This window comes from Acinetobacter sp. NS-4, from assembly GCF_037402435.1.
Classification (GTDB): domain Bacteria; phylum Pseudomonadota; class Gammaproteobacteria; order Pseudomonadales; family Moraxellaceae; genus Acinetobacter.
On sequence record NZ_JBBEUE010000016.1, the window covers coordinates 36461 to 50108 of the forward strand.

Annotated in this window: 12 protein-coding genes and 1 pseudogene; 1 reads left to right on the forward strand and 12 read right to left on the reverse strand. The window is 43.3% G+C overall.

The window, feature by feature from the left end; all coding sequences use genetic code 11:
- Window positions 1-65: 65 nt before the first annotated feature.
- The 12 genes and pseudogenes from WAE57_RS12320 to WAE57_RS12375 form a co-directional block, all read right to left on the reverse strand.
- Window positions 66-344, reverse strand: a complete 279-nt coding sequence (locus WAE57_RS12320) for a hypothetical protein (RefSeq protein WP_237787827.1) — start codon at window positions 342-344, stop codon at window positions 66-68.
- 107 nt (window positions 345-451) lie between these two features.
- Window positions 452-955: a DUF6586 family protein gene (locus WAE57_RS12325; protein ID WP_086195331.1), complete on the reverse strand. Its 504-nt coding sequence runs from the start codon at window positions 953-955 to the stop codon at window positions 452-454.
- A 73-nt stretch (window positions 956-1028) separates the two neighbouring features.
- Window positions 1029-1390: pseudogene (locus tag WAE57_RS12330) on the reverse strand (ASCH domain-containing protein).
- A 39-nt stretch (window positions 1391-1429) separates the two neighbouring features.
- Window positions 1430-1684: an RNA-binding protein gene (locus WAE57_RS12335; RefSeq protein WP_166169179.1), complete on the reverse strand. Its 255-nt coding sequence runs from the start codon at window positions 1682-1684 to the stop codon at window positions 1430-1432.
- Between the two features lie 79 nt (window positions 1685-1763).
- On the reverse strand, window positions 1764-3755 hold the full coding sequence (locus WAE57_RS12340; RefSeq protein WP_337710825.1) for an ATP-dependent helicase: 1992 nt from the start codon (window positions 3753-3755) through the stop codon (window positions 1764-1766).
- A gap of 216 nt (window positions 3756-3971) precedes the next feature.
- Window positions 3972-5147, reverse strand: coding sequence for a glycerate kinase (locus tag WAE57_RS12345; protein ID WP_337710826.1), 1176 nt, complete (start codon window positions 5145-5147; stop codon window positions 3972-3974).
- Between the two features lie 92 nt (window positions 5148-5239).
- Window positions 5240-5812, reverse strand: coding sequence for an HdeD family acid-resistance protein (locus tag WAE57_RS12350; protein WP_337710827.1), 573 nt, complete (start codon window positions 5810-5812; stop codon window positions 5240-5242).
- 132 nt (window positions 5813-5944) lie between these two features.
- A complete protein-coding gene (locus WAE57_RS12355) occupies window positions 5945-6703 on the reverse strand; it encodes a hypothetical protein (protein ID WP_337710828.1) in 759 nt (252 codons plus the stop codon).
- A 304-nt stretch (window positions 6704-7007) separates the two neighbouring features.
- A complete protein-coding gene (gene topA, locus WAE57_RS12360; RefSeq protein ID WP_337710829.1) occupies window positions 7008-9647 on the reverse strand; it encodes a type I DNA topoisomerase in 2640 nt (879 codons plus the stop codon).
- A 37-nt stretch (window positions 9648-9684) separates the two neighbouring features.
- The gene (locus WAE57_RS12365; protein ID WP_086173992.1) at window positions 9685-10134 is read right to left on the reverse strand and encodes an ammonium transporter; all 450 of its coding nucleotides are present in this window, start codon (window positions 10132-10134) and stop codon (window positions 9685-9687) included.
- A 70-nt stretch (window positions 10135-10204) separates the two neighbouring features.
- Window positions 10205-11203 (reverse strand): hypothetical protein, encoded by a 999-nt coding sequence (locus WAE57_RS12370; protein WP_337710830.1) that lies wholly within the window; start codon window positions 11201-11203, stop codon window positions 10205-10207.
- A gap of 222 nt (window positions 11204-11425) precedes the next feature.
- Entirely contained in the window at window positions 11426-11671 is a 246-nt protein-coding gene (locus WAE57_RS12375) for a SlyX family protein (RefSeq protein ID WP_086173994.1), read from the reverse strand.
- Window positions 11672-11704: 33 nt separating this feature from the next.
- Between WAE57_RS12375 and WAE57_RS12380 the strand changes: the two genes are divergently transcribed.
- Window positions 11705-13612: an ATP-binding cassette domain-containing protein gene (locus tag WAE57_RS12380; protein WP_337710831.1), complete on the forward strand. Its 1908-nt coding sequence runs from the start codon at window positions 11705-11707 to the stop codon at window positions 13610-13612.
- Window positions 13613-13648 lie beyond the last annotated feature (36 nt).

Genomic DNA, 13648 nt, shown 5'->3' on the forward strand with positions numbered 1-13648 from the left:
TGATGTGTGAATGAACCGCCCATAAAAAAGCGCACATCGGTGCGCTTTTTTACATTTACAGAGAGTTAACTCATATACAGGGGTTGTTCATCAACAATTTCGGCCTGCCATTCGTTGACCTGCTTTTCCATCATTGCAAACAAGGCAGCTTGCACCATATGCTGGGCAATCACTGGCGTTTGATCACCAAGTAACGCTTTGACTTCATCATTAAACTGAATTTTGACCAGTGGTTCTTTTTCAGAGCCTGCATTTCGCAATGCCAACTCACCACCTTCAAGTTGAACAAGTTCTAAAATCGCTTCTTGATTACCAAATAATTCTTTCAAATGTTCTATAGACATATATCCTCCATGTTCAACATGGTGGCAAAGGGCTGTTGCGCTTTGCATTGCTTAGACTATTTATATAAGGTCGATGACAGAAACTTCAAGAGTACCGGTGCTAAAGTTTAAAATTCAACCATCTCATTACGAAACCCGTCAATTAACTGGGTCAGGTCACGATGCCATTCACGAAGAATCTTGGTATCCGGCAGCCAGGCTTGAGGCGTTTGAGTCACTTTAATAATCAGGTTGGAAGATGTTTCATCTTCAGGTTCTGGAGCACTCGGTTCCGGTGCATATTGACACATACGGTAGGCACGTTTTAGCTCGGCAATAAAACCCTGTTTCGCCAACTGCTGCATCACAGTCACTTCAGGCGAAATCTGCCCTTTTTCTGCCATATGTTCTTCAATCGATTTCAAGGTCGGAGCAAAGTCATTTAACCGATAGTAACGAACCAGTTCCTGCAAAAATGCCAATACTGCACCATGCAAATGAAATACCGCCGCTTCACGATGGGCCTGAGCTTGCTGAATATGGTCGGTTTGTTCCGCTTGTTGACATGCAAGACGTGCAAAATACAGTTTCTGATTGGTACGATCCGCATGAAAGCGCGCAACACGAGACATGGTGATTTCCTAAATTTTGGCGTGAGTTACATCGCTAAGATTAAACTTAATCTTGTCCAATTCACAATAAAAATTATGCATGATCCATTTCAATGAAATAGATTTTGCGCTTTGCCTGCACTGCAATGGGCGGATCAATAGGACGCACATTGCTGATCTCCCAAGCCCAATATCCTGCTGCCTAGTTGTAGCGCTCGCCGCTTCAATTTCATCTTTAGGCTAGGGAAGAACGGCTTTAATATCTACAATTGCCACAGCCATGCCTGCTTCTTCATCCCCTGCTTTGTTCAGGTAGTTTTTATTTTCCACAATTACCAAATCTTTTAAGGGTAACTGTTCGGGTTGCCATGAGCGTATTTCCAGTCGCTTTTGTCCTTGAACAATGCTCTGTCCAGCCGGTGTAACTATTGAAAGTGCAGCAAAATTCCGTTGCATTTTTTATCCATAAAAAAGGAGCTAGGCTCCTTTTATTGTTTATTCTGCTGCTGGCTTGTCTTCAGCCTGTTTGACACGAATACCTTGTCCATGCAAACGTAAAGTATTTAAGCCCTTAATCGCTTTGACTGCTTCACGACCATGCGGCATTTCTACAAAAGCAAAGCCTTTGGATTTACCGGTTGCAGCATCTAAAACCAAAGTGCATGACTCTACTGTGCCGTATTGCTTAAACAATTCAAGCAATTCGGCTTCTGTCACTGTACGTTCTAAATTACGAACTAAAATTTTCATCTGATGACCTTTAAATAGGCTAAAAAAACCAAAAAGCACTCGCCTACTTACTTTTTGCACTTCAATATATCGGGATAGTTTAATCGAGATCGATACCAAAATCTAAATTAATCGATTGCCGTTCAATTAAGGCACTTTTCACGGTTTGCTGACGCTGTTTGTAATGGGTTTCAGTGGTACAGAGGTTGCGGGTTAAATCATTAAAGAAATAACTTTCAATTTTTCGTCCCTGTTCATCCACCTGATCGCGTGCCCACAGATTCAGATTCTGCTTGGTTAAAATCAGTTCATTTTTGGCACGGGTTAACGCCACATACAAGACCCGGCGTTCCTCTTCGACATCGTCAAAATTGCCTTGTGCGCGTGCATGCGGATATTGTCCGGCAGAAACATTGGCCACATAGCAAATCTTCTGTTCCGTACCCTTAGCCGAGTGAATGGTAATCAGGGTGACCACATCATCTTCAGACTGGCGTTCAATTTCACTGATCGATACCGGATCGAGCACATATTCTTCCAGAAATTCACTCAACTGATCCTGTTTGGTAGCCAGCTGTTTGACAAGATCAAAATCACCCATGCGTTTCGACCAGTCTTTCTTGGCGTAATTTTCTTCCAGCTGCTCCAGCAGGGCTTCTATACCCAAAGTCACACAGGCCTGCACCTGATCTTTTAACACAGTCATCTGCTTCATGATTAGCAGGTTTTTTTCAGGAATCCGGCCAAATTTTTCCAGTTTCTCGAAAATCAGATCCTGATCGGGCTGCTGCAATAACTGCTGTGCCAGCTTGCTTGCTCCTACATCGCCCACACCATTCCATAAGGTCAGGAAACGCATCCAGGCAATATCATCCAGCGGATTGGCAATCACCCGCAACAGACTAAGTAGGTCTTTAACATGCGCAGTTTCCAGCAGTTTCATGCCGCCAATAAAACGGTACGGTACATTGGCCTGAATAAAGGCCGCTTCGATGTGACGTGCGGCAAAACTGGAACGAACCAGCACCATATGATCATGCCAGGGCGTGCCTTCCAGAAAATGCCGTTCTTTGATATCGATGGCAATCCACTTGGCTTCATCAAACTCGTTCGGGAAAATATGCAGTTTGGGTTTAATACCCTCTCCACGATGCGCATCCAGACGTTTGTCATACTGAATTGGGCTTTGATCCAGCAACCAGTTAGACAAGTCCAGAATTTCCTGAGTAGAACGGTAATTCTGTTCCAGTTTAAAAATTTGCGCATCCGGTACGCGTTCCTTGAAATGGTGGATATTTTCAAAGTCTGCACCACGAAAACCGTAAATGGACTGGGCATCATCACCGACACAGAACAAATGGACTTTATCCTTTAAAGGTTCCAGCAGCGCCCATTGCAAGGGGTTGGTATCCTGCATTTCATCGACCAGCATATGCTGGCAAATCGAGGCCACATAATCGGTGAGCCCCTCTGACTGCGCCAGTGCAGAAGCCACTACCGCCAAGATATCATCATAATCCAGAAAGCTGCGTGCACGTTTTCGCGCCTCGTACTCTTTCATGATTTCAGCAATCTGATCTTTATATTCCAAAAATTCAGGATGCTGTTTTTCTAAAGAAATGCTGAGCTTTTGTCGGGTATTGCGGGCAAAGGAATACAAGTCACACAGCTGCTGCGGCTTGGGCAAGGCATTGGGATTTTTTTTATCATCCTTACCGCGAATTAAACGGAACATCATCAACTGATCATCACGATCAATAATCGAAAACTGTTCCAGACCAAAGGCTTTAGGAATACGGCGCAATAAATACATGCAGAAAGTATGAAAAGTCGAAGCTCTCAAGCCTTTAGCCTGCTCGCCCAAAGCTAATTCGACCCGTGCCACAATTTCACTGGCGGAACGACGGGTAAAGGTCAAAATTTGAATCTGATTCGCTGGAACACCCTGATCGATCAGATAGGCTGCCCGAGCCACAATGGTTTTGGTTTTGCCACAACCTGCCCCTGCAAGTACCAGACTGTGCTTTGATTCAGTCGTGGCAGCCTGTTTTTGTTGCGGGTTTAATTCATTGATCAGGGTGGCTAAACTCATGGTGTCTCATCGTGCTAGGTAGACGAATAGTTTAACAGAGCTGGCCATAAATCTGAGATTGATCTACTTAAAAATTGAATCTATCCCTATATTCTGCCATCCGGAAAGGCGACATGGATGTCGCCTGTTGAACTGTGAAACATGGATGTTGAATCAGTTCAACAAAGGATTTTTGTTACTTTTCATCCTTGAAAAGTAAAGCAATGCCTACAAAAATCATTCCGTCTTCTGTACGCCAAATGGGGCTGTATCCAAATTATTAATAATCTCTAAAGCAATGTTCATTGCCGTAGTTTCCAAATGCCTTTCCGCATTTTTTAATGCATCCTCCAAGTCACAATCTGTTGGATTAATCCCTATAATCTGAGTAAAACCTTCCTCATAAAGCTCTTCTATTCCCTCACCAAGCATACCCGCAAAAGCAATCACAGGCTTATTCAATCGCTTCGCGACCTGTGCCACACCATAAGGCGTTTTACCAAATTTAGTCTGATCATCAATTTTACCTTCACCGGTCAATACATAATCGGCTTGGGCAATTTTCTCTGCCAATTTGGTCTGTTCAATGACAAGTTCTACACCTGAATGAATGCTTGCACCAGCAAACACCATCAAACCAAAGCCTAAGCCACCTGCCGCCCCTGCTCCCGCAATATCTCGGCAATCTATTCCAAGTTGCTGCTCAATCATATCGGCAAAATGATTTAAGTTATTATCCAGAATTTTCACCATTTCAGGCGTAGCCCCTTTCTGCGGGCCAAAAACATAGGATGCACCATTTGCACCACATAAAGGATTATTCACATCACTGGCAATGATGATTTCTGTTTGTGCTAAACGCGCATCCAAACAGGAAAGATCAATCTTTTTAATCTGGTCAAGCTGACCACCACCTACAACAACATCGCATCCTGCGACATCGAGAAATTTCGCATCCAAAGCCTGCGCCATGCCCGCACCGGCATCATTGGTGATACTACCGCCTAAACCGATAATAATTTTGGATATGCCTAAATCCAGGGCTGTCTTAATCATTTCCCCTGTACCCAAAGTCGTGGTGAGCAAAGGATTACGCTGAACGGGTTCTAAAAGATGGATGCCATTGGCTTTGGCCATTTCGATAATCGCTGTTTTTCCCTCATCCACAAGGCCGAAATAAGTGTGGATTTTTTGTGAGGCTAATGGACCAGTCACCTCACACTCAATCTTTTGTCCGCCCTGTGCAGCAATCAAAGCATCCACAGTACCCTCGCCACCATCCGCCATAGGCACCTCAATAAACCGTGCATCTGGCAATACTTTTTGGATGCCGCTTTGCATGGCCTGACAAGCTTGTTCAGCGGTCATACTTTCTTTAAATGAGTCAGGAGCAAGCACAAAGGTTTTAGGCATAATCTTTAACAAGTGAAATGAACAAATCTTTTATACAACCTGGATAAATAATAAAAAAGAGCGCATCAAGCGCTCTAGTATCAAATTCAGTGCTATACATCTGCCGAACTTGGCGGTAATTCACGTTTAATATAAGACGCCAAGGTCAGATAGTTAATTCCTTGGAACAATATATCTACAGCAAGGAACAGACCCAACACCCAGAAGGATGCATCCGGTGACATTAAAATAATGATGCCTGTAATCAGGGTCAGCAGGCCAGAAAATAATATCCATCCCCAACCTTGATAGGCTTTAAAAATAAAGGCACTCATCACCCGGATGGCCCCCGCAACAATTAGCACAATCGCTAGCAAATTGGTCAATACAATGGCAGTTTTTACCGGCGTGCTAAAGGCATAATATCCGGCAACAAGATACAGCACACCAAACAATGCCCATAACCAGCGAGCGCCACCTTCAAAAATTTTAAAAGCTGCAATAAAGTGCAGCACACCGCCAATCATCATCAATATGCCAAACAGGAACACCACAGAAAGTGTGGCAAAAGGCAAAGAGGCAAGCAGCACAATGCCAAACAGTGTGAGCAGAATACCCAAACCCAAATACCACTTTCGATTTTCATGTAGCTGATGTCGGACTAAGTCATTTCCTACTGTTTTCATGTTTTTCTCAAGTCTTTTGTTTAGGAATACTTTTAGTTGTATCTGATTTCAGCACAAAAGTCAGTTGTTTAGATGCATTTTTATCCACAGCCACCTGCTCAACTGGGGATAAAAGCAACATTATCCCCAATACTATTTTTTCCAGCCCAGCTCGATTGCGGTAATTTCGTTGATTAAAGTCTGCTCTAAAGTATCGGGCATTTTGCTTTTTTGTTCAGATAGCGGAATATGCCCCGCCATCAGCTCTGCTTTGGCTTGAGGAAATAAAGGCTTTTGATTCGGATAGGCATAACCTAGCGGATAAATGGGCTGCCCTGTCGCTAAATCATATTTATCACTTGCACCAAAGACATGTAACAACTCATGCACCAGTACAATCTTGTTTTGTGCAGACTGCTTTTTTGATGCAAATAAATTCACCGATCCAATTCGGCCTTTTTGCAGGGCTGTGGAATGTTTTAATTCTTTAGTCTGTTCGGGATCATAATAATTTAAATACAGGGTCACACTGGGTGAACCGTCAGCACTTTCATGCTGTTTCCAGGCATAAAAACGGAATTTTAAACTCCATAAAATGGTATCAATCAGTGTTGCATGCTCAGGCACTTTAGGAGGTACTCGCTTAAGCTCACGTCCCAGTTGAAAATACAGCGCAATCGGTTGTCCACGATATTGTGCCGACATCTGCTGTAAATATTCTTGAGCGCCAGTCAACTCCGCCAGATGAAGTGATTGGATATAATTTTGAGTTGCCGACCGCCCATCTGCATTGATGGGATGCAACTTAACAATAATAGGTTTCGACCAGTCCTGATTTTGATCACGGTAGGCATTGACTGCAACAATCAATAGCACGATGAGCAAGCACAGTATCCGAATGTTTTTCCACATCTCTTTTCTCGTTATTTTAAAAAATATCTACTTTCCCAATTAGATATGCGCCGACGTCATCCACAGCTGTTCGAGTCAGACCTTTATAAAATATATAATGTTCTGCGAAAGATGAAAAAAGCTGACGGTAACTGGCGAGTTCTGTGGATGACACTGCCTTTGGTCTTACGAAGCAATGCTTCTCAGGGCGAAACCAAAGTAATATACAAGCTCCTCCCATCTGAGTTATTCACAGTAAGACCCCCGTCGTGCTGTGAACATAAAAAAATGCCGACCTTCGTCAGCATTTTCCAGAACTTAAAACTTAAGCTTCAACCCATTTCCCATCCTGGAATACCAGGCTCCACTTGGTTTGCTTGCCTTCAGCATTTTCCGAACCAATATATTGAGACTGGTTCTTACGGCTGAATTTCACCAAAGTCGGATTACCTTCAGGATCGACATCGGGCGCTTGCAGAATAAACTGATATTTTGGATCAAGCTGATCGGCCACAGTACGCAGTTCAGCAACTTTAGGGGCACGCGTTTCACGAACTTTCGGGAATTTACTGGCTGCCAGGAATAAACCTGCCGCACCATCACGAAGGACAAAGAAGTCGTCATGCTTGGTAGAACGCAAGTGTTCCATCTTAATTGGATCAACACGTGGAGGTGCAGGCTGACCGCTCTTTAACACTTTACGGGTATTGTCACAGCTGGTACAGGCAAAGTAAGGTCCAAAACGGCCGGTCTTCAACTGCATTTCACCATCACATTTATCGCATGGAATGGTTGGGCCATCATATCCCTTAATTTTGAACTCACCTTCTTCGAGTTCAAAACCGGTACAATCCGGGTTATTACCACAGATATGCAATTTACGACCGCCATCAATCACATAGCTGTCCATTGCCGTTTCACAAATCGGGCAACGTTTTTTCGACATCAAGTCTGCGGTTTCTGCTGAATCATCATCAGAAAGTGCTGCCAAAGATTCTACCGGGGTTAAATTCAGCGTACCTTTACAACGTTCTTTAGGCGGCAAGTTATAGCCCGAACATCCCAGGAACACGCCTGTTGTTCCGGTACGAATCTGCATCGGACGTGAACATTCAGGGCAATGTACGGCTTCCACTTCTACAGGCAGGTTACGGCGCATGCCGCTTTCACCTTGTGCCCTGGTCAAGCGTTTTTTAAAGTCGCCGTAGAAATTATCGAGCAATTCTTTCCAGTTACGCTGACCATCAGCCACTTTATCCAGCTGACCTTCAAGATCCGCGGTAAAAGCATAATTCATCAGATTGTTAAAGTTTTCATCGAGACGATCCGTCACGATTTCACCCATCTTCTCGGCATACAGACGACGATTGTCGAGCTTTACATAACCACGATCTTGAATGGTCGAAATAATAGCCGCATAAGTTGATGGACGACCGATACCTTTTTTCTCTAGTTCTTTAACCAATGAAGCTTCGGTAAAACGTGCCGGTGGCTTGGTAAAATGTTGAGATGGATCAAGTTTCTCAAGTTCAAGTACTTCACCCACTTTAACTGCCGGTAGCAGAATATCATCATCGGCTTTGTTGGCACCGCGAACTTTGGTAAAACCGTCAAAAACTAAAGTACGACCTTTAGCCTTAAGTTCCACGCCATTGGCATCAACTAAAATGGTGGAAGACAGGTATTCTGCCGGTGTCATCTGACATGCAACAAACTGACGCCAGATCAGATCATATAAGCGCTGTGCATCACGATCGACACCGACCAACTGATCCCCTTTAAGGGAAACATTGGATGGACGAATCGCTTCATGGGCTTCTTGCGCGCCTGCTTTATTACCATAACGGTTTGGCTTGACAGGTAGGTACTTTTCACCGAACTCAAGTTCAATGTGATTACGAACCATATTGACCGCATCATCACTTAAGAATGTTGAGTCAGTACGCATATAAGTAATAAAACCTGCTTCATACAAACGCTGTGCCATCGTCATGGTTTTCTTTACAGAAAAACCTAAACGGGTACTTGCAGCCTGTTGCAAGGTTGATGTGATATAAGGTGCACTTGGATTAACCTTGGTCGGTTTGTCTTCACGCGTCGATACTTTATATTCGGCATCATTCAAGACTTTTAATAAAGCATCCGTTTGTGCCTTATTTTGCAGTTTTAAGGTTTTGCCACCTTGTTTGACTGCTTCTAAACGAATGTCATCTTTTTTAGATTTGGTATCTGCAAAAACCTGCCAATATTCTTCAGGAATAAAAGCGCGAATCTCACGTTCACGTTCTACCACCAATTTTACTGCAACCGATTGCACTCGACCTGCCGACAAACCACGGGCAATCTTTTCCCATAGCAATGGCGAAATCATGAAACCCACAACACGGTCGAGGAAACGGCGTGCTTGTTGGGCATTAACCTTGTCGATATCTAGACGTGAGGGATGTTTAAATGCTTCCTGAATGGCATTTTTGGTAATTTCGTTAAACACCACACGCTGGTAACGTGAATCATCGCCACCAATGACTTCTTTTAAATGCCAGGCAATGGCTTCCCCTTCACGGTCCATATCCGTTGCGAGATAGACTTCATCGACCTGCGATGCCAGTTTTTTCAGTTCAGCAACCACATGTTCTTTGCCAGGAAGCACTTCATAGTGAGCTTTCCAATCGTGTTCAGGGTCAACCCCCATACGATTAACCAAAGCCGTTTGTGCTTTTTCAGCCTTTTGCTCATCGCTGAGTTTGGCACGTGATACAGGCTTTTTTTCTGTACTTTTAGATCCACCTGTCGGCAAGTCACGCACATGACCCACCGATGATTTTACGATGTAATCAGAACCTAGATATTTATTGATTGTTTTCGCTTTTGCAGGCGATTCCACAATCACTAAGGCACGTTTTTTCGCAGCACTCGGTGATTTTGCTGTGGTGCTTTTGGATGTTGACCGAGGAGCGTTCGCCATAGTTAACCATCATTCCTGTTTTAAAGAGGTCTATAAATTAAAATTCAGCCAGAGACTGTAAATATGTTTTGATGTCTTCTAACTGTGTTGCTCGAAGGTCTGATTCTTCATCCCAATAGAGTCCTACACAGTTTGCCTGCATATCAATAGCATAAATGCCCTTTAATGCAATGGGCAAATCGTTAAACTTCTCATCACCCTGCACAAGTTTCAGCTTTTGATCTTCTACACGTGCACGCATCAGTGGCAGTCTGGCATCAGGAATTAAAACACTGTAATAGGCAACCATACTGGCACGGTTCTCAGTTGCCATTGGAATTTTAGTCCAATCGGGAGCCGCAACTAATCGTGGATGCAAAGCCATCTTGCGCGCTCTTTCACGCATCAAGCCTAAAGCTTTCTCTCTTGGACTGACACGAAGTCCAAAAATTGAGCCCAGCACAAAAAGTACGATGAAGACTGTAATCCAAATTCCGGTATTTTCCATAGTACAACCTTTTTATTCCTTTATTAGAGTTGCATAAGCTGAATATAAAACGCAAGTTACAGCGATGAAATTAATTCAAGAACATCTCATGACTATACAGTACTTCACTGCCATTGCAGTAAATATATCCCTTCTCAATCAATTCTTTAAGTAACAATCGCACATCCGATTTAGGGAGCATCTGCTCCAGTAAATCACGCAAGGCATAAATGTCTTTGGGTTTATCGGATTTTAATTCGCGTAATTTTTGCGCCACAATCACCTGAACAGGATCAATTTTAGAAAAGTTTTTAAATAACTCTTTTTGTGCCTGATAAAGACTATTTGCCGGCGCTGACTCGTCCTGCTGGGAAGATTCAGCAGATAAATCCGTCAAAATGGAGGAAAGGTTGGGTGCTTTTTCTACAGAGGCCTCCTGATCTAAATCCAGTTGCATCCATTGTTTAAGCAGTTTTTTACGGAAGCTGATCTGCTCGTCGTAACGTTTCACAATTTTGAGATTAATCAATAAACCAGTCAGTTGCTGTGCCTGATTATCCTCCACCTGCAAAATGTTGCTGATTGAGTTTTTCAGTTTCTCAAGCGTATTCGGTTTACCCTTCATTTTCCCTAAAGTATCACAGTATTTTTTAATCAAGAGCAAATCAGGTTTTTGCCTGATGGTTTCAGTACTGGGGATTTTATATTTTGCATTTTGCGAGGATTCTTCTGGCTGAATGTGAATCAGGCTACAATCCAGATTTGAAGACTGCATCATTTCCAGCAGCATTTCACTACTTGGCATAGCCGAGATCAGTTCAATAGAAGTATCCTCTTCTAACAGCGCCATCAGCTGCCCGACCACAACCGCATATTCAAACTCTTTATGTTCTACTTCCGCAGTTTCCAGAATAACCACTTGCCCACTGCTGACCCAGCCTGAAAATTCAGTTAAATCTTCAAGAGAATATTCAAATTTTCCTTGGCAATTAAATAGATAAACCACCGCAGAATGTTGAATGATATTACGCAACAGTTGTGCAGTCGGCATATTATTTTCAAGATCAAGAAGAACGACTTTATGATTCATATCTTCGAATAGACAGTTCAGCTAGGCAGATGCGGTGCATTAGAACGGTAACTATGGCAAAGGTCAAATATTTTTGTGCTTTTGAATTTTTATTCAACACCCTCACTCAGCCTGAGTGCCTTGCTTTTAAAGGCTAATGTCAAAGAGTAGAAAAAGTTCAATCCTTCTTTAAACAAAAAGCCCGGGTATATACCAGGGCTTTAATGCACAGATTGATTGAGCTCAATAATGCGGTGGCCGGTTGGTCATCGGGTCAAAGGCAGCAATGCCTTCCGATAAATCTGCCGATTCCACACGTTGATACAATAACCGCATTTGTTTCTTTAAATCTTCAATTTCAATATGTTGACGCGTCACTTGTTCATTTAATTGTTCAACTAAATCATCTAAAAATGTAATTCGGACTTGCAAATCTTCTATGGGTGCGGAAAATGACGCCTGATCATTAAGATTTTTTTGTTTAGTCATTTTAAGTCCTCATTGGGGATTTCAGGAAACAGTATGGCCTATATTACTTTAAGGGATGTCCAACTTGCGTTTGGTGGACCTTCCCTGCTCGACGGCGCGAACTTCACTTTGGAACGCGGTGAACGAGTCTGTTTAATCGGCCGCAACGGTGAGGGTAAGTCTACTTTACTTAAACTCATTGAGGGAAGCTTGCTACCCGACCGTGGTGAAGTTTCTTTACAAAATGGTATCACCATCTCCATGCTGGCTCAGGATGTACCGATGGATTCCGGTAAAGTCGCTGACATTGTCGCCGATGGTGCAGGTGAAGCCGCAGAAGTATTAAAAGCATATCATGAAGCCAGTAATGCCTGTGTACTCGGTGATATGGAAGCTTGCGACCGTATGGGTCACTTGCAACATAAAATGGATCAGCTGGATGGCTGGGCTTTAGAAAATAAAGTGAATTCCATTTTAAGTAAAATGGGTCTAGATCCGGATGCCGATTTAGCCGATTTATCTGGTGGTCGTAAACGTCGTGTACTGCTTGCTCGTGCATTGCTGATGCAACCCGATGTTTTACTACTCGACGAACCGACCAACCATCTGGACGTTGAAAGCATTGAATGGCTGGAAAAATTCCTGCTCGATCAAAATAATTTAACCTTATTATTTATTTCGCATGACCGTTCATTTGTCGACAGCATTGCTACCCGTATTGTCGAGTTGGACCGTGGTCAATTGCGCAGTTTTGAAGGCAACTATTCACGTTACCTTGACCTTAAAGCTCAGCAAATGGAAGCGGAAGAAAAGCAGAATGCTTTATTCGACAAACGTTTAGCGGAAGAAGAAGTCTGGATTCGCCAAGGGATTAAAGCCCGTCGTACCCGTAACGAAGGCCGTGTACGTGCATTAAAAGCATTGCGTGAAGAATCAAAAGCACGTCGCTCGCAACAAGGCAAAGTCAGCATGGCAACGCAAGATGCCAACCGTTCGGGTAAATTGGTGTTCGATATCGAACACTTAAGTGTGACCTTCGGTGACAATGCTCCAATCATCAAAGATTTCTCTGCTTTAGTACTTCGTGGCGACCGTATTGGCCTGGTTGGTGATAACGGGGTCGGTAAAACCACGCTAATCAAAGCTATTTTAGGTGAAATTGAACACGGTGGTTCGGTCAAAACCGGAACCCAGCTGGAAATTGCCTATTTCGACCAACTGCGTAATGCACTTGATTTAGAGAAATCGGTTAAAGATAACGTGTCTGAAGGTTCGGACTTTGTCGATGTCAACGGTGGCCGTCGTCATATCTACAGCTATCTACAAGATTTCCTGTTCTCGCCTGAACGTGCGCGTACTCCAGTAAAAGCCTTGTCTGGTGGTGAACGTAACCGTATTCTATTGGCAAAACTCTTACTTAAACCATCAAATTTAATCGTGATGGATGAGCCAACTAACGACCTGGATATGGTGACGCTTGAGCTACTAGAAGAAATGCTCGGTGGCTATACCGGCACATTACTTTTAATCTCACATGACCGTGCATTTATGGACAATGTGGTCACATCGACTTGGGTGTTTGATGGTAAAGGCAATATCGATGAATACATCGGTGGTTATCAGGATTATCTGGAACAACGTCCCGATCAAACTGCTGTTGATCAAAAAAGTGATGTGAAAAAAGCCTTGGCCAAAGCTGAAGCAGCGGCTGCCGCAGCAGCACCGAAAAAAGTGAAACTCAGCTATAAAGATCAGCGTGCTTTAGAGCAGCTGCCGGCTGAAATGGAAGCGCTGGAAAAAGAGCAAGCTGAAATTAATGCTCAACTTGCAGATGGATCTTTGTTTGTAAATGATGCGGACAAAGCCATGAAACTTTCCAATCGCTTAACTGAAATTGATGAGCTGTTACTGGAAAAATTAGAACGTTGGGAAGAATTAGAAAATCTTGTTAACGGCAATTGATCTGATTGATCCTACGGGCACCTGTAATTAACCTTA

Excerpts from the sequence above, each read along its gene's own strand:
- WAE57_RS12320 (WP_237787827.1), bottom strand. The coding sequence starts at position 344 with ATGTCTATAGAACATTTGAAAGAATTATTTGGTAATCAAGAAGCGATT.
- WAE57_RS12325 (WP_086195331.1), bottom strand. The coding sequence starts at position 955 with ATGTCTCGTGTTGCGCGCTTTCATGCGGATCGTACCAATCAGAAACTG.
- WAE57_RS12335 (WP_166169179.1), bottom strand. The coding sequence starts at position 1,684 with ATGAAAATTTTAGTTCGTAATTTAGAACGTACAGTGACAGAAGCCGAA.
- WAE57_RS12340 (WP_337710825.1), bottom strand. The coding sequence starts at position 3,755 with ATGAGTTTAGCCACCCTGATCAATGAATTAAACCCGCAACAAAAACAG.
- WAE57_RS12345 (WP_337710826.1), bottom strand. The coding sequence starts at position 5,147 with ATGCCTAAAACCTTTGTGCTTGCTCCTGACTCATTTAAAGAAAGTATG.
- WAE57_RS12350 (WP_337710827.1), bottom strand. The coding sequence starts at position 5,812 with ATGAAAACAGTAGGAAATGACTTAGTCCGACATCAGCTACATGAAAAT.
- WAE57_RS12355 (WP_337710828.1), bottom strand. The coding sequence starts at position 6,703 with ATGTGGAAAAACATTCGGATACTGTGCTTGCTCATCGTGCTATTGATT.
- topA (WP_337710829.1), bottom strand. The coding sequence starts at position 9,647 with ATGGCGAACGCTCCTCGGTCAACATCCAAAAGCACCACAGCAAAATCA.
- WAE57_RS12365 (WP_086173992.1), bottom strand. The coding sequence starts at position 10,134 with ATGGAAAATACCGGAATTTGGATTACAGTCTTCATCGTACTTTTTGTG.
- WAE57_RS12370 (WP_337710830.1), bottom strand. The coding sequence starts at position 11,203 with ATGAATCATAAAGTCGTTCTTCTTGATCTTGAAAATAATATGCCGACT.
- WAE57_RS12375 (WP_086173994.1), bottom strand. The coding sequence starts at position 11,671 with ATGACTAAACAAAAAAATCTTAATGATCAGGCGTCATTTTCCGCACCC.
- WAE57_RS12380 (WP_337710831.1), top strand. The coding sequence starts at position 11,705 with ATGGCCTATATTACTTTAAGGGATGTCCAACTTGCGTTTGGTGGACCT.